Annotated in this window: 12 protein-coding genes; 9 read left to right on the top strand and 3 right to left on the bottom strand. The window is 70.7% G+C overall.

From position 1 onward, the window contains the following. Nucleotides 1–9: 9 nt before the first annotated feature. From ABZT04_RS16140 to ABZT04_RS16110, 7 genes are all read left to right on the top strand, one after another. Complete coding sequence (locus ABZT04_RS16140) at nucleotides 10–1278, top strand: ATP-grasp domain-containing protein (protein ID WP_356056885.1); 1269 nt, start codon at nucleotides 10–12, stop codon at nucleotides 1276–1278. Continuing rightward, nucleotides 1275–2705, top strand: a complete 1431-nt coding sequence (locus ABZT04_RS16135; RefSeq protein ID WP_356056883.1) for a hypothetical protein — start codon at nucleotides 1275–1277, stop codon at nucleotides 2703–2705. The genes ABZT04_RS16140 and ABZT04_RS16135 overlap by 4 nt, the downstream gene beginning before the upstream one ends. Nucleotides 2706–2764: 59 nt before the next feature. After that, entirely contained in the window at nucleotides 2765–4015 is a 1251-nt protein-coding gene (locus ABZT04_RS16130; RefSeq protein ID WP_356056881.1) for an ATP-grasp domain-containing protein, read from the top strand. Between the two features lie 46 nt (nucleotides 4016–4061). Further along, nucleotides 4062–5312, top strand: a complete 1251-nt coding sequence (locus ABZT04_RS16125) for an ATP-grasp domain-containing protein (RefSeq protein ID WP_356056880.1) — start codon at nucleotides 4062–4064, stop codon at nucleotides 5310–5312. A 202-nt stretch (nucleotides 5313–5514) separates the two neighbouring features. Beyond that, a complete protein-coding gene (locus tag ABZT04_RS16120) occupies nucleotides 5515–6141 on the top strand; it encodes an MSMEG_1061 family FMN-dependent PPOX-type flavoprotein (RefSeq protein WP_356056879.1) in 627 nt (208 codons plus the stop codon). Nucleotides 6142–6389: 248 nt separating this feature from the next. Then, nucleotides 6390–6530 (top strand): hypothetical protein, encoded by a 141-nt coding sequence (locus ABZT04_RS16115; RefSeq protein WP_356056878.1) that lies wholly within the window; start codon nucleotides 6390–6392, stop codon nucleotides 6528–6530. Nucleotides 6531–6706: 176 nt separating this feature from the next. After that, nucleotides 6707–7963 carry a helix-turn-helix domain-containing protein gene (locus ABZT04_RS16110; RefSeq protein WP_356056877.1) on the top strand — a complete coding sequence of 419 codons (1257 nt, stop codon included), beginning with the start codon at nucleotides 6707–6709 and terminating at the stop codon, nucleotides 7961–7963. Nucleotides 7964–8354: 391 nt separating this feature from the next. Here ABZT04_RS16110 and ABZT04_RS16105 read toward each other — a convergent pair whose 3' ends face one another. Beyond that, a complete protein-coding gene (locus tag ABZT04_RS16105; protein WP_356056875.1) occupies nucleotides 8355–9782 on the bottom strand; it encodes an MFS transporter in 1428 nt (475 codons plus the stop codon). A gap of 101 nt (nucleotides 9783–9883) precedes the next feature. Between ABZT04_RS16105 and ABZT04_RS16100 the strand changes: the two genes are divergently transcribed. Next, nucleotides 9884–10768, top strand: a complete 885-nt coding sequence (locus ABZT04_RS16100; RefSeq protein ID WP_356056873.1) for a helix-turn-helix transcriptional regulator — start codon at nucleotides 9884–9886, stop codon at nucleotides 10766–10768. 83 nt (nucleotides 10769–10851) lie between these two features. Here the strand turns inward: ABZT04_RS16100 and ABZT04_RS16095 are convergent, their stop codons facing one another. After that, the gene (locus tag ABZT04_RS16095) at nucleotides 10852–12297 is read right to left on the bottom strand and encodes an MFS transporter (RefSeq protein WP_356056872.1); all 1446 of its coding nucleotides are present in this window, start codon (nucleotides 12295–12297) and stop codon (nucleotides 10852–10854) included. Nucleotides 12298–12405: 108 nt separating this feature from the next. On the opposite strand from ABZT04_RS16095, the gene dusB reads away from it, so the two are divergent. Next, nucleotides 12406–13596, top strand: coding sequence for a tRNA dihydrouridine synthase DusB (gene dusB, locus ABZT04_RS16090; protein ID WP_356056871.1), 1191 nt, complete (start codon nucleotides 12406–12408; stop codon nucleotides 13594–13596). Nucleotides 13597–13610: 14 nt separating this feature from the next. Here the strand turns inward: dusB and ABZT04_RS16085 are convergent, their stop codons facing one another. Then, nucleotides 13611–15179 carry a sulfatase-like hydrolase/transferase gene (locus tag ABZT04_RS16085; protein ID WP_356057252.1) on the bottom strand — a complete coding sequence of 523 codons (1569 nt, stop codon included), beginning with the start codon at nucleotides 15177–15179 and terminating at the stop codon, nucleotides 13611–13613. Nucleotides 15180–15853 lie beyond the last annotated feature (674 nt).

Below are 15853 nucleotides of genomic sequence, written 5' to 3'. Positions count from 1 at the left end.
GGAGCGATCATGGCTACCCGTTTCGTGGTCTTCGTCGACTCGCCGTGGACCGGCGCGGGCCAGGACTGCGCCCGCTACCTGCTGGAACAGGGCGTCACCCCGATCATCGTGGCCGCCGACCCGGCCGCCCTGCACCCCTCCCTGCTGCACGACTACGCCGAACTCGGCGTGGAGATCCAGGCCTGCGACGTGGACTCCGTCGACGCCGTCGTGGAGTTCTGCCGCGAACTCGGAACGCGGGGCGAGGTGATCGGCGTGACCTCCGTGTACGAGTACTACTGCGACACGGGCGCGGAGGCAGCCGCCCGCCTGGGCCTGGCCGGACCGGACCCGGCGGCGGTGGCGATCTGCCGCTCCAAGGCCGCGATGCGCGAGGCCATGGCGGACACACCGGGCCTCAACCCGCTCTTCCGGGTCGCCGAGTCCCCCGCACAGGCCGTGGCCGCCGCCGAGAGCATCGGCTACCCGGTGGTCGTCAAGCCGCTGGACCTGACCGGCAGTCTCTTCGTCCGCCGCTGCGACTCGGCCGACGACGTCACCGCGATCACCGCGCAGGTCATGGAACTGGGCGAGTACCTGGGCCACACCGTGACGCCCAAGGTGGTCGTGGAGGAGTGCGTGCCCGGCGCCGAGTACTCGGCCGAGATCGTGCACGGCAAGGTCCTCGGCCTCACCGAGAAGATCGGCAGCGAGCCGCCGCTGTTCCTGGAGATGGGGCACGTCTTCCCCGCGGCCCTGCCGCCCGAGCGCGAACGGCTTCTGGTCGAGAAGGCCGAGCAGGCGGTACGGGCGATCGGTGTGACCTGGGGTCCCGCGCACGTGGAACTCAAGCTCACCGCCGACGCCACGGACGCCCGCGTCATCGAGGTGAACGGCCGGATCGCGGGCGACCGCATCCCCGAGGCGGTCCGCATCGCCAGCGGTGTCGACATGTGCCGACTCCACATGATCGCGCTCCTCGGCGGCACCCCCGACCTGACCCTGCGCTGCGACCGGACCGCCGCGATCCACTTCCTGATGCTGCGGCGCAGCGGCCGTCTCGACGCCATCGAGGGCATGCCGCAGGCCAAGGCGCTCAAGGGCGTCCACGAGGTGCACCTCCGTCCGGGGGTCCAGGCGGGCATCACCTACGAGGCCAACGGCTCCAACCGGGACCGCGCGGCCTGGATCATCGCCGAGGGAGCCGACCGCGACGAGGCCCTCGGGCGGGCGCACGCGGCGGGCGACGAACTCACCTTCGTCTGGTCGCCGGCCGGCGTGGGGGCACAGCCCGCATGACACCTGAACCCGGTCCGGCGGCACCGGTCCCCCCACGCACGGTGACCGTCTCCTTCGAAGCGGGTGGCACCGGCCCGGCTCCCCTGACCTGGAGTCAGCAGTACTACCTGGCGGAAACGGACGCGGCCCGCCCGCACGGCCGCAGCCTGGCCATCACCCGCCTCTACCCCCTCCGCCCCGGAGTGCGCGAGGAACAGACCACGGCCGCGCTGCGCGCCCTCACGGAGCGCTACGAGACCCTGCGCACCCGAGTGACCCGGACCACCCCTCCCACCCAACAGGCCCACCACCAGGGCTCGTTGGAGGTGACGGTGCATGAGATCGCGGCGTCGGCCGGCACCGCACCCCCCACCCCACACGACATCCGGGCCACAGCCGACGCCGTGCTCGCGGATATCGCCCGCCGCCCCTTCGACGTCGCCGAGGAGTGGCCGTTGCGGGCCGCCTTGGTCGTGGTCGGGGGACGGCCCCGGTTTCTCGCGCTGGCCTTCAGCCATGTCGCCGTCGACGCCTACGCGTTGCTACCGGTCAGTGCGTTTCTGGTCGAACGGTGTGCACTGGCGGACCCGGTCGCGCGGACCGCGCCCGGGTCCGGTGCCGAGGGGCCGCAGCCACGCGAGCTGGCCGAGGCCGAGGCGTCCGGGGCGGGGGACCGCGCCGCCCGCCGGGCCCTGCTCCACGCCGAGCGGGTGCTGCGGCGCATGCCCGCGACACCCGTCGGCGCCGGGCGCCCGGGGACCGGTGAGCGGTTCCGTTTCCTGCGCCGGAGATCCGCCGCACTCGACCTCGCCGTGGGCGCGCTGGCGGCCCGCACCGGCGAGAGCCCCGCCGCCGTACTCGCCGCCGCCGTCCTGGCACTCGACGCCGCGGACACCGGTGAGCGGTACGCAGCCGTCCAGCTGATCTCCGCGAACCGGCTGCGCCCGGAGACCGCGAACGCGGTCGTCCCCTGCTCCCAGCCGGTGCTGTGCTGCGCGGACACCGAGGGCGCGTCCTTCCCGGAGCTGGTGCGCCGCACCGCCGCCGCCTCCCTGCGCGCCTACGCGGCCGGCCCCTGCCCGCCCGCCGCCCTGGCGGAACTGCGCGCCGCGGTGGAGCGGGAGCGCGGTGTACGACTGGACGGTGTCGCCACCCTCAACTACCGCCCCCGGGCGACCGCGTTGCCCATCCGGGAGACCGATGTCGACGAGCTGCGCCGGGCTGCCGCCGACGCCGAGACCGAGTGGGTGGACAGCGCCATGCTCTGGCAGTCCGCCCACTACCTCAGTGCCGACGTCGACGGCTCCGGCGTCCGGCTGCTCCTGCAGATCGACACGGACGTCCGGTCCCCGGGGTGGGCCGAGCGCAGGCTGGCCGACCTGGAAGCCCTGCTGTGCGCCGCCGCGGCGGACCCCGCCGCGGACCGCATGCCCGTGGGACACGGCTGACCCCAAACCCCTCGACAGACACGAAGACAGGCACACAGGACACGAATCCGGAGAGTCCCATGACAGACCCGCGACAGCAGCAGACCGTTCTCTTGATCGGCGCCGGTGTGATGGCCGAGGGCTATCTGCACGCGGCCCAGGAGGCGGGCCTGCGTGTGGGCGTCGTTGAGACACCCGCCCGGTACGCGGCCCTGACGGGGCGTTTCCCGTGCGTCGTGGACTTCGAACCGGTGCCGGAGGCGATCGCGACCCGGGACGAGAGCTGGCTCTCCCCGGCCATGACCCTGGCCGGCCGGCTCGCCCCGGACGCCGTGTGGGCGTTCGCGGAGGCCCACGTCATGGCCGCCGCCATGGTCCAGCACCGTCTGGGGCTGCCGGGCCCCGGCCTCGACGCTGCGACCGTCTCCCGCAACAAGGCCTTCCAGCGCGCCGAGTTCCGGCGCGCGGGCCTGCCGCAGCCCGCCCATCGGCACACCCCACGGCTGTCGGACCAGCGGGAGTGGGCCCTCGCCCGGCTGCCCGTCGTGGTGAAACCCGTGTCGCTGCAGGGCAGTCAGGGCGTGGAGCGGATCGTGAGCACGGCGGAGTGGGACGACGCGGTGGCCCGGCGGGACGACGAGGGCCCACTGCTGGTCGAGGAGTACGTGGAGGGCCAGGAGTACAGCGTGGAGGCGCTGGTGCACCGGGGCCGGGTGCTGTTCACCAACCTGACCCGCAAGGAGACCACCGGCCCGCCGTACTTCGTCGAGCTGTTCCACGAAGCGGGCTACGGCGCCGACCGCCCCCTGCTGCGCAAGGCCGCGGACGACCTGTGCGCGGACGTCGTGACGGCGCTGAACTTCGGCACCGGCATCGTCCATCTGGAGTTCCGGGCACGCGCCGACCACGATCCGGTGATCATGGAGGTAGCCGTCCGCACCCCGGGCGACCACATCCTCGAACTCGTCGCCCACGCCCACGGCTTCGACGTCTTCGCCGCCTGTCTGCGGCTTGCCCTCGGAGAGGTGCCGGACACTCCGACGGCCCCGATGCGCGCCGCCGGCAGCCTCTTCCTGTCCGCACCGGAACCGGGCCGGCTGACCGGACTGGACCTCACCGCCTGGGCGGCCGGGCCCGAGGTCGTCAAACACGACGCCCGGCTCGCCCCCGGCGCGCCGGTGCGCCCCGCGCGGAACTCGGGCGATCGCCTCGCGTGGGCGGTGCTCACCTGCCCGACCGGGCCCGAATTGCGCCTGCTGGCCGAGCGGTTGGTCGCCGAGGCCGTGGTGGAGATCGAAGCGGCCGACACATCCTCCGTCCCCGGAGCGTGACGGCCCCGGCCCAGCCCCTCAACACCCCATCCCAGCGAGGAGTTCCATGTCCCAGTCCAAGCAGCGCGTGCTGATCGTCGGCGGACGGATCGAGAACGTCCGCAAAGCCAAGGAGCAGGGACATGAGGTCGTCTTCCTGCAGCGCCCCGAGCTGTTCCTCGCGGGCCACGCCGAGCTGGTGGATGCCGCTCTGCTGGTCGACTACCGGGACTGGGACACGCTCGTGCCCCTGATCACCGCGGCGCATCAGGTGTACGGCTTCACGGCCGCCGTGACGACGAGCGAGGCCGGGGTGGAGCCCGCCGCCCGCATCAACGACCTGCTGGGGCTCGGCGGTGTCTCCCACGAGGTGGTCCTGCTGCTGCGGGACAAACTTCTGATGCGGCGTCATCTGGCCTCCGTGGCACCGGAGATCACCGTCGCCGCCGAGGAACTCGACGGCCGGGAGAGCCTCGACCGGTTCGCGGCGGCCCACGGATATCCGTTCATCGTGAAGCCGGTGGACGGCATCGCCAGCCTCGGCCTCCAACTGGTCAGGTCCGAGGCGGAACTTGACGACGTCTGGGCGACCGCCCGTGAACTGCGTGGCGTGGAGCACCAGTTCGCGTCGGCGTTCCCCATCGAGCGGTTCGTCATGGAGGAGTACATCGACGGACCGGAGTTCAGCGTCGAGGCGTTCACCTTCGCCGGCCGGCACATGATCGTGGCGATCACCGAGAAGCTGACCTCCGACAACTTCGTGGAGCTCGGCCATGTCGTCCCCGCCCGGGTGGATCCGGACTCGGCCCGCGCGATCGAGCACTGTGTGCACACGTTCCTCGACGCGATAGGGCTCCAGGAGGGCCCGAGCCACACGGAGGTACGGCTCTCGGATCGGGGACCCCGGGTGATCGAGTCGCACAACCGGCCGGGCGGCGACCGCATTCGGGACCTGGTGGAGGCGGCGTACGGCTTCGACATCGAGCGCTACACCGTCGCCTGGGCGGGCGGCACCCTGCCGGAGCCGGCGTCCCGCCCCGCGCTGCGGCAGGCCGCGGCGACCCGCTTCCTGAGTGCGGAGCCGGGCACGGTGACGGCGGTGGAGGGGGCGGAGACGGCCGCCGACCACCCGGACGTGCTGACCGTCGCCCTCGACATCGCGGTGGGCGACACGGTACGACCACTGCGCTCCAGCTGGGACCGGATCGGGCAGGTCGTCGCCGTGGGCCCGGACGCGGACGCCGCACTGGCCCTGTCCCACAAGACGGCCGAGGCCATCGTGGTCCGCACGGAAGTACCGGCCGATGCCACCGAGTGACCGAATGGACGCCCTGCCGCTACCGGACCGGGCCGAGCGGGGCCCTGATGCCTCGGCGGATGCCGGCGACGGTGACGGGGCGAGTCCTGTGGCGCGACGGGATCGGGTCGAGAGGAGGAATGGAGGCCTGGCGAACCCCGGCGACACCGACCGTGCCGGCGCCTCGCGACTGGATCCGGCCGAGCGGGAGCCGGGCGTTCCGGTGGATCCCGGGCATGTCGAGATCACGTCCGAGGAGGAGCTGCGTGGTCTGGTCGGTGAGGCGAACCCGGTCGTCCACGGCAAGGCGAGCGTGCTGCTGGGCGAGTTCGAGCGGGAGTGGATCCGGCACACCCCGTTGGTGCTGATCGCGACGGCGGCGGCGGACGGCACCTGTGACGTGTCCCCGAAGGGCGATCCGGTCGGCTTCGTACGGGTCCTGGACGACACGAGGCTGGCGGTACCGGACCGGCCGGGCAACCGGCGGCTCGACAGCTGGCTCAACGTTCTGCAGAACCCGCACGTCGGGATGATCTTCGTGATTCCGGGGCGGGGCGACACCCTGCGGGTCAACGGCCGTGCGCGGCTGGTCCGTTCGCCGGAACTGCTGGACTCGATGGTGGTCAAGGGCAATCGGCCGAAACTGGCGCTTCTGGTGGACGTCGAAGAGGCCTATTTCCACTGCGCGAAGTCGTTCATGCGGGCCGGTGTCTGGGACCCCGAGTCGTGGACACCGGACGCGGCGCCGTCCAGAGCGCGTATCGCCAAGCGCACGGAGTGGAAGGACGTGCCGCTTGACGTGCTCGAAGAGCGGTACGGGGCCGCCTACGAGCGCCACCTGTACCCGTGACCGGTGTGCCGAACGCACCGGTGAGGAACACATGGATGCCAGGGGGTGTCAACAGGATGAGGAAGTGAACAGTCGGTAATTGCCAACTATTGTCAAGCCTTGCCAAGCTGATGGGTCGAGACTAGTTTGAGGGAGTCAGGCGGGCCGCACGGGGGAGATGGCCACCTCTGGAGTGCGCCTTGTCCGCGGTCAAAGGTGATCGCGCCTATCCCACTCGACCTGGAAACAAGGCAAAGGACCGATTCATCGTGAAGGTTGTCATCGGCGGGCTGGCCGCCCTGGCGCTCGCCCTGTCCCTGGCTGTGGGACTCGCGCAGGCCCCGTCCTCCGAGCGGGCGTCGGTGGGCGCCCCGTCCGCGCAGGCCACCGACGTCATAGACTGGCCCTGACGCGTCAAGGTATCCAAAAACGCAGCCTTGCCAAATATAGACAAGGTTTGCCATACTCCTGAACGGGGGGAGTCGCTGAGGCGGCTCCCCCTTGAGTGCCTTCTGGAGCCGGTGTGTGCCTGTGCGGGGCGCCGCCGGCTCGACGTGATCATCACCCTCGAGGACGGATCTCACTCATGCTGGAGCAGCCGAGTTTCGGCCGACGCCTGCGTCAGTTGCGACTGCAGCAGGGCAAGTCACAGTCGGAGCTGACCGGACCGGGAATGTCGGCCGCCTACCTGTCCAGGCTCGAATCCGGGGCACGGCCCCCGACCGACCGTGCGGTGGCATACCTGTCTGAGCGGCTGGCCGTACCCGTCGAGAGCTTCGCCCAGTACTCCGAGAACGATCTCGCCGATCTGGTCATGACCCTCTCCTCCCGCCCGCAGGGCGAGCGGGACGGCGAGATCCAGGACCTTCTCAACGACGCGCTCAGCACCGCCATCGACGTGGACGCCACCACGCGCTGGGAGGCCCTCGACCTCTTCGCCCGCCAGCACTCGGCGCTCGGTGAGTTCCAGGAGGAGCGCACCGTCCTGGAGAACCTGGACGTGATGAGCCGCGAGCTGAACCGCCCGGCCCTGCACGTCTACGTCCTGCAACGCATCGCCCGATGTTGCCGCAACCTCGGCGACATGGAGGGTGCCCGGCGCTCGGCCCAGGAAGCGCTGGAGCTCACCCGGCGGCACCAACTGCGCGTACTGACCGCGGACTTGGTCCGCGCCAAGCTTCTGCTCATCTCCGCCGAGGCGGAACTCGGCAACCTTGCGGAAGCCGCCGCCCTCAGCGCCGAGGTGTGCGAGAGCCTCCCGCACGGCGAGGGTGCGCTCGCTGCCGAGGTCTACTGGACCGCGTCCACCGTCCGGGCCAGGCAGGGCAACTTCGGCCAGGCCTTCGAGTTCATCGAGCGGGCGCTCGCGGCGCTGGACAGCCGTGAGGAACTCACCCTCTGGATGCGCCTCAGGCTGGCCGCGGCGAGCCTGTCGCTCCAGGCCCTGCCGCCCCGCCTCGACCGGGCCGAGGCTCTGCTCACCGAGGCGGAGCCCGCGCTCAAGCTCGCCGGTCCGCCCAGGAACGTACAGGAACTGCTTCTCCTCAAGGCTCAACTCGCCTACCGGCAGCGCGACTTGGCACGTGCCGCCGAGCTCGTCGCGGCGGCCGAGAACGATGTGCACCTGCTGACCTACCGGGATCAGATTCGCTTCCGGCTGCTGCGCGAGATGCTGGCCATCTGCGGCGGAGACCCCGGCGCGAACCTCCGGCTGCGCGAACTGGCCGCTCAGGTACAGGCCGCGCGGATGCCCGACCTCAGCGCGGAGGTGTGGCGCGCCATCGCCGAGAGCGCCCCGACCCCATCGGCGATCACCACCGGCCGGACGCTCTCCGCACGCTGAAGGCGCCATCCCCCCGCCGTAGCCGCCCAGTTCATTCTTCGGGTCGACACCTCCGGTCACCCATCAACCTGACCGGGTGTCGACCCTTCTGGCCGGCGACCCTTCGCCGCGAGGGCAAGGCCTGGCCTTCCACGAGGTGATCAGGGGTTCGATCGGGTCCCAGCGCTCGCCGGACAGGTCGCGGTGCAGCGGCCGGTCACACGTGTCGCGAAGGGGCTCGGTTCCGCCGACGCCGACGGAGTTGCCCAGCCCCTGTGCGAGCACGCGCATCACTTCGAGTTCGGGTGGGGTGAGCGCGGCGAGGTCGCGGTGGATCGCCTCGGTGGCTGAGTCGCATCGGACGCACCCCCCGGCCCGGCCGGGGACGGTGACCCCGCTGTCCTCCGCCGGGTCAGCCGATCGTGCGCGGCAGCCGCAGGCTGAGCAGCCCGGTCAGCACCACCCCGGCGAGCTGCGCCGACAGCGTGATCACCAGGGCGTCGCGCATGCCCAGGCCCGGGATCAGCGACAGGAAGAGAGTGCCGAGCGTGGCCACGCCCAAGGCCAGCGCGGACTGCTGGGTGGTGACCATCACGCCCGCGCCCACCCCGGCCCGGGCGGCCGGCACCTCGGACAGGATGATCCGGAAGATGATGGGCAGTTGGAGCGCCTGACCGGCGCCGGCGACCGCCGCCCCGGGGAGCAGTTCGACAAAGCCGAGGTGCGGCCAGGACCGCCACGCGGCCAGCACGATCAGACCCAGGCCCACCGCCTGGATGACGGAACCGGCCGTCACGACCCGGGTGCCGTACCGGTTCACCAGCCGCGGCCCGACGAGCGAGGCGAAGAAGAAGGACACCGCCAGCGGGACCAGCGCAAGGCCCGCGGCGACCGGGCCGAGACCCGCGCCGCGCTGCAACGCCACCGCGATCACGAACATGAACCCGCTGAAGCCGATCGAGAACGGCACGATCATCACCAGACCGCGCCGCAGCGAGGTCAGCGCCAGCAGACTCGGCGGCACCAGCGGCGTACGCCCCTGCCGGTCCGCCCTGCGCTCCACGGCGTAGAACGCGGACGCGATCCCCGGAAACGCGGCCAGCGACAGCCACGTCCACAGCGGCCAGCCCGCCGCCCGGCCCTCGGTCAGCGGCACCAGCAGCGCCAGCAGGGACGCGGCCAGCAGGAAGGTGCCGGGCACGTCGATCGGCTCCGGGTGCTGCGAACGCGTCTCCGGCACGACCTTCGCGGCCAGGACCAGGCCGACGATGACGACCGGCACGTTCACCAGGAACACCGCGCGCCAGCCGGTACCGGCGATGTCGGCGGCGACCAGGACCCCGCCGAGGATCTGCCCGGCCACCATGGAGAGGCCGGCGGTCGCGCCGTACAGGCCCATCGCCCTGGCGCGGCGCGGGCCCTGGGTCGCGGCCTGGATGGTGGCGAGGACCTGCGGGAGCATCGCCGCGGACGCCGCGCCCTGCGCGATCCGCGCGGCGACCAGCGTCCAGGCGGTGGGCGCGAGACCGCAGGCCAGCGAGGTCAGGCCGAAGGCGGCCATACCGCCGAGGAAGAGCCGGCGGCGGCCGAACAGGTCGCCGAGCCGGCCGCCGAGGACGAGCAGCACGGCGTACGAGACTCCGTAGCCGGCGACGACGAGTTCGAGGACGGCCTCGCTCGCCGCGAGGTCCCTGCCGATGGTCGGCAGGGCCACGTTGACGATGAAGAAGTCGATGAGGGGCAGCGCCGCGGCCAGCAGCACCGTGAACAGTCCGAGGCCGCCGAGCACGGGTGCCACCGCCGGGGATCGGACGGTGCGGGAAGTGATGGTTTCGGTCACGCGGTCGAGCCTGCGCCTGCGGCCAGACTGGTACCAGAGTGTTCTTATCCTGGTAGCGGGAGTACCTGGAAACAGGGTCCGGGCGGCGGCACACTGGAGCGATGACGACCATGGCACAGGAGACCGCGACCGGGCCAGCAGCGACTCCGCAGACCGCGTCGACGATCCGGCGCCATGAACTCGCCGCGTTCCTGCGCCACCGCCGCGAGCACATCGCCCCCGAGCAGGTCGGCCTGGTGCGCGGCACCCGGCGCCGTACACCGGGCCTGCGCCGCGAGGAGGTCGCACAGCTCGCCGCGGTCGGGGTCACCTGGTACACGTGGCTCGAACAGGCCCGGGACATCCAGGTCTCCGTGCAGGTCCTCGACGCGCTGGCCCGCACGCTGCTGCTCGACCCGAGCGAGCGCGCCCACCTGTTCCGGCTCGCCGACGCCAACGACCCGCGTCCGGCCGCGGAATGCCCGGTCGTCACCCCTGCCCTGCGGGCCATGCTGGACCAGCTCGACCCGATCCCGGCCTGCCTTCAGAACAGCCGGTACGACATCCTCGCCTACAACCGCACCTACGGAATGCTGCTGTGCGACATGGACGCGGTGCCGCCCGAGGACCGCAACTGCATGCTCCTGTCCTACACGCACGAGGAGTGGCGTTCCTCGATCGTGCACCTGGAGAAGACCCAGCGGCTCATGGCCGCCCGCTTCCGGGGCTCGATGGCCGGCCATCTCGCCGACCCCACCTGGAAGACCCTGTTGAAGCGGCTGCGTACGTCCCCCGAGTTCTGCGAGGTCTGGGACCGCCACGAGGTGATGGGCGCCACCCCCCGCCGCAAGGAGTTCCGCAACACCCACGTCGGCCGTATCACCGTGGACCACACCGACCTGTGGCTGGGCCCGGCGACGGGCCCGAGGATGGTGACGTACGCACCGGCGGACGAGGAGTCGCGGGAGCGTCTGGAGAGGCTGCACGCACTGGCACAGGCGAGGTGAACCCCTAGGGGCTCGGGGCCGTATTCGAAATGCGGATCCGCCGCGCGGGCCCGACCAGCCACAACGGACCCGCACTCGCGGAACTACGCGCCGATCCCCGCCGCTTCGCGCACTTCGACGGACGACAACTCGTCAGCCGTACGCTCAGCGGTCCTACGCGCCCACACCCCACTGGTCACCGCCCCCAGCACCAGCACGGCCAGCCCGCACGCCACCAGAATCCACCACCCGGGCCGGGCCGCCGACACGAACGTGTCCTTGTACGACGACGCCGTCACCCCGGACGCCAGTACGGCACCGACGACCGCGACGCCGAGCGTCTGCCCCAACTGCCTGCTGGTGGAGGCGACGGCCGCCGCCACGCCCGCCTGGGCCCGAGGCATTCCGGACACCGCCGTATTGGTGATCGGCGCGTTCACGAAGCCGAAGCCGATGCCGAACAGCAGGTACCCGATGAACCGGGAGACGCCGGACGTCTCTGCCTCGAACCCGGCGAACAGCAGCGCGCTCACGGTCATCGCGGAGCCCGCGATGAGCAGGGGTATGCGCGGCCCCCGACTGCCGACCAGCCGCCCGGAGATCGGTGCGCACAGGAACGTGGGCACGGCCATCGGCAGCATCCACAGGCCCGCGTGCAGCGCGTCCAGACCGACCACGTTCTGCAGATACAGCGTGGAGAGGAAGAGGAAGCCGCCCAGTGCCGAGAACGCGCTGATGGCGATCACCGTGGCTCCACTGAACGGCGCCGAACGGAAGAAGCGAAGGTCGATGAGGGGTTCGTCGCGCCGCGGCTCGTACCAGAGGAGACCCGCGAGGGCGACCAGCGCGAGCAGGGCGAAGGGCAGGATCGCGGTGAACCCGGAGTCCGGCGCCTCGATGATCGCGTACGTCAGGGAGCCGAACAGGGCGATCACCAGGAGCTGACCGACCGGGTCGGCACGGCGGGCCTTCGGCGCGCGGGACTCGGGGATGAACTTCAGGGTGAGCAGCAGCGCGGCGATGCCCACCGGCAGGTTGATCCAGAAGATCGAGCGCCAGCCGACCGAGTCCACCAGCAGGCCGCCGATCAGCGGACCGGCGGCCATCGATATGCCGACGACCGCACCCCACACACCGATCGCCCGGGCGCGCTCGCGCGGCTCGGTGAAGGTGTTGGTGATGATCGACATCGCGACGGGGTTGAGCATCGAGCCGCCGACGGCCTGGATCATGCGGAACCAGATCAGCGCGTCCAGGTCGGGGGCGAGGGAGCAGAGCAGTGAGCCGAGGCTGAAGACCACCAGGCCGACGACGAAGACCCGCTTGCGGCCGATCCGGTCGGCGGTGGAGCCCGCCAGCATCAGCAGGGAGGCCAGGACCAGGGTGTACGCGTCGATCGTCCACTGCAGGCCGGAGGTGCTCGCGTGCAGGTCGGTCTGCATCGCGGGCAGGGCGACGTTCAGGATGGTTACGTCCAGGCTCACGATCAGCAGACTCATGCAGCAGATCGCGAGCACCAGCATGCGGCGGCGGTGGCTGAGCTCGGGCATACGCACCATCGTACGCGAAACTCGATAGTGCGTCTAACTAATGACCACTGCATGATCTTCGAACGGGGACAGGCACGGGCAGTGGCAGCCGTGCGGGACAATGGAGCAATGTCCACGCCCGTCTCCACGCCCGTCTCCCTGCCTGTGTCCCCCCTGCGGATCGGCCCGCACACCGTCTCGCCGCCCGTCGTCCTGGCCCCCATGGCCGGGATCACCAACGCGCCGTTCCGCACGCTGTGCAGGGAGTTCAGCGGCGGCAAGGGCCTGTTCGTCAGCGAGATGATCACGACCCGGGCGCTGGTCGAGCGCAACGAGAAGACCATGCAACTGGTTCACTTCGACGCGACCGAGAAGCCGCGCTCGATCCAGTTGTACGGCGTGGACCCGGCGACCGTCGGCAAGGCCGTCCGCATGATCGCGGAGGAGGACCTCGCCGACCACATCGATCTCAACTTCGGCTGCCCTGTGCCGAAGGTCACCCGCAAGGGCGGCGGCTCCGCGCTGCCGTACAAGCGGAACCTGCTGCGGGCGATCCTCAAGGAGGCCGTCAGCGGGGCCGGGGACCTGCCCGTCACCATGAAGATGCGCAAAGGCATCGACGACGACCACATCACCTTCCTCGACGCCGGCCGCATCGCCGTCGAGGAGGGAGTCACCTCCATCGCCCTGCACGGCCGCACCGCCGCGCAGCACTACGGCGGCACCGCCGACTGGGACGCGATCGCCCGGCTGAAGGAGCATGTGCCGGAGATCCCCGTGCTCGGCAACGGCGACATCTGGTCGGCGCAGGACGCGGTGCGGATGGTGCGGGAGACCGGGTGCGACGGGGTCGTGGTCGGGCGCGGGTGCCTGGGGCGGCCGTGGCTGTTCGCCGACCTCGTGGCCGCGTTCGAGGGGCGTGAACAGGCCCGTGCCGGAGGCGCTGATGGATGCAGTCTGAAGCCGTCGTTGCGCGAGGTCGCCGCCATCATGGTGCGGCACGCGACCCTGCTCGGGGAGTGGATCGGGGACGAGGCACGCGGCGTCATCGACTTCCGCAAGCACGTCGCCTGGTACCTGAAGGGCTTCGCGGTCGGCAGTGAGATGCGCAAGCGGCTCGCCATCACGTCCTCGCTGGACGAACTCCGGGCCGGGCTGGACGAGTTGAACCTCGACCAGCCTTGGCCGGTGGGCGCGGACGGACCCCGCGGCCGCACGTCCGGCAACAACAGGGTGGTGCTGCCGGACGGTTGGCTGAAGGACCCCTACGACTGCGCGGGGATCGGCGAGGACGCGGAGCTGGACACGTCCGGCGGCTGATACCCGTTCGTCGGTCAGTTCTTCTTCGGGTGCGGCGTCGAGCCGTACGCCGTGAGGAACTTGTCGCGGAAGGCGCTCATCTTCCACACGGGGGCGTTGTGGGCGGGGCGCAGGCCGTCGGTCCAGTTCCAACTGTCGATCTTCTCGAGGACCTTGGGGTCCTTGGCGACGATCGAGATCGGGACGTCACGGCTGGCGTGGCTGCCGCTGACCCGGGAGATCGGCTGGTGGTCGCCGAGGAAGACCAGCACGGTGTTGTCGTTGCCGTAGCGCTCCAGCCACTGGGTGAGGGAGTTCACCGAGTACTGGATCGACTTGCCGTACTCCTGGCGGGACTTGGTGGTGTTGGCGATGACGTCGGACGCCTTGTTCCCGGCCTTCTCGATCGAGTCGAAGATCGAGCCGTTGCCCAGCTTGTCCCACGGTACGAGCTTCGGGATCGGTGCCCAGGGTTGGTGGCTGGAGGTCAGGATGATCATCGACATCAGCGACTTGCCGTCGGTGCGGGGCTTGCTGTGCACCTGGTTCTGGAACTGCTCCAGCGCGTACTGGTCGGGCATCGTGGACCAACTGAACTTCGGTCCCTGGTAGCCCAGTTGGAAGGCGTTGTAGACCTTGTCGAGGCCGTAGAAGCTCTGCTCCGGCCAGCCCTTCTGCACGCCCGGCATCACCCCGACCGTGTCGAAGTCGCCGGTCTTCTTGAAGGCGTCGGTCAGGCTCAGGTGGTCGCTGGCCATCACCGTGCGGTAGCGCTGCTGGTTGCTGACCCACAGGCCCGACATGGTCGTGGAGTGGCCGAGCCAGCTGCTGCCGCCGTACGTCGCCGACGTCAGCCAGCCGCTCTTCGCGGCGAAGCCCGCCTTCGACAGCGCCTTGGTGTCCGCGGCGAGGGTCGAGTCGACGCCGGGCGCCATGATCGGGTCCTCGATCGCGCTACGGCCGTAGCTCTCGATGAAGGTGAAGATCATGTCCTTGCCGCGCAGGTCCGGGACGAGCTGGCTGCCCGGGGTGTTGCCGAAGGCGTCGACCTTGGCGACCTTCTTGAACTCCGCCTCGTCGCGCAGGGTTTCCTGCATCGCCCGTACCTGGTACTTGATGACACCGGCCGTGTGGTCGGCGGCGAGCGGGATGCCGTGGAACTCCAGGGCGAACGCGGAGCAGGTGATCCAGACCGTGCCGGCGATCAGGGTGCTCCGGGTCGCGTGGGCCTTGTAGGTGACGAGCACGTTGCTCAGCCGGACCATCGCCAGCGCGACGAGGACGATCAGCACGACGATGAGGGCGATCACCGCGACCGTGATGAACTGTGTGGCCGTCCCGCCGAAGGTGTCCTTCAGATATCCGCGGGCGTCCCCGAACAGGCTCCAGTCCAGGATGATGTTGAAGTGCCGGCCCAGGTATTCGTTGAAGCCCATGTCGAACATGTTCAGCACCGCGATGGCACCGACGAGAGCGCCGAAGCACGCGGCCGCGGCGATCCGCGCCCGCCGCGGCAGGCTCAGCAGGATCACCGATGCCATGATCGCCTCCGCGGGTATCCGCGCGAACTCCATGAGCCGCAACTGGCCCAGGGTGTTCGGCATCTCCAGACAGATGTAGACGAGCACGGCGGCAAGGAAGGTGAGGACCCAGGAGAGCGTGAGAGCGGCTACGGGATGCTTCTCCCGCCAGGCCCGCACACGCCGCCGCACCCCGAGCCGACTGCTCCAGGAGCGGGGGCTGGGGCGGGTGGGGCGGGGGGTGGTGGATTCGGTGGGGTTGGTGAGGTCGTCGGGTTCGGCGGTGGCGGCCTGGCCGGTGGCCTCGGCGTCGGGGTCTTGGGAGGCGGGGGCTTCGGAGTCGGTGGTGTCGGGGTCGGTGACCTCGACCTCCTCTGCCGTCCGGGACTCCACGGCGTAGGACCCGGCTTCCTCCGGAACTTCGGAGGGTGCGTCCACAGCACCCTTGGACGAGGCGCCCTTGGCTTGCTCGGTCTCAGCGGCGGAAGAAGAGCCGTCCTCGGCCTCGGGACCGGCAGAAGAGCTGTCCCCGGTCTTGGCGCCGGCAGAGGAACCGTCCTCGGTCTCCGCACCCGCAGAGGTCGCGGCCTCGGTCTCGACGCCCGCCGACGGCTCGGTCTTGCTCTTGGGGCCGGCCGGGATTTCGGCTTCCGTCTGCGGGCCCGCGTGGGCGTGGGCCTCCGCGTCCCCGGCGGGGTCGGCCTCGGCCTCGCCACCGGAGGAGCTCGCGGTCTTGGTCCCACTTTTGGCGTCCGCCG

It is taken from the genome of Streptomyces sp. NPDC005492 (genome assembly GCF_040605995.1).
Lineage (GTDB): Bacteria > Actinomycetota > Actinomycetes > Streptomycetales > Streptomycetaceae > Streptomyces.
The sequence above is the reverse complement of the archived record's forward strand: the minus strand, read 5'-3'. Positions and strand labels throughout refer to the sequence as shown.

What these genes read in the sequence shown, in the direction of transcription:
- ABZT04_RS16140 (WP_356056885.1), top strand. Translation starts at nt 10, where the DNA reads ATGGCTACCCGTTTCGTGGTCTTCGTCGACTCGCCGTGGACCGGCGCG.
- ABZT04_RS16135 (WP_356056883.1), top strand. Translation starts at nt 1,275, where the DNA reads ATGACACCTGAACCCGGTCCGGCGGCACCGGTCCCCCCACGCACGGTG.
- ABZT04_RS16130 (WP_356056881.1), top strand. Translation starts at nt 2,765, where the DNA reads ATGACAGACCCGCGACAGCAGCAGACCGTTCTCTTGATCGGCGCCGGT.
- ABZT04_RS16125 (WP_356056880.1), top strand. Translation starts at nt 4,062, where the DNA reads ATGTCCCAGTCCAAGCAGCGCGTGCTGATCGTCGGCGGACGGATCGAG.
- ABZT04_RS16110 (WP_356056877.1), top strand. Translation starts at nt 6,707, where the DNA reads ATGCTGGAGCAGCCGAGTTTCGGCCGACGCCTGCGTCAGTTGCGACTG.
- ABZT04_RS16100 (WP_356056873.1), top strand. Translation starts at nt 9,884, where the DNA reads ATGACGACCATGGCACAGGAGACCGCGACCGGGCCAGCAGCGACTCCG.
- ABZT04_RS16095 (WP_356056872.1), bottom strand. Translation starts at nt 12,297, where the DNA reads ATGCCCGAGCTCAGCCACCGCCGCCGCATGCTGGTGCTCGCGATCTGC.
- dusB (WP_356056871.1), top strand. Translation starts at nt 12,406, where the DNA reads ATGTCCACGCCCGTCTCCACGCCCGTCTCCCTGCCTGTGTCCCCCCTG.
- ABZT04_RS16085 (WP_356057252.1), bottom strand. Translation starts at nt 15,179, where the DNA reads ATGCCGAACACCCTGGGCCAGTTGCGGCTCATGGAGTTCGCGCGGATA.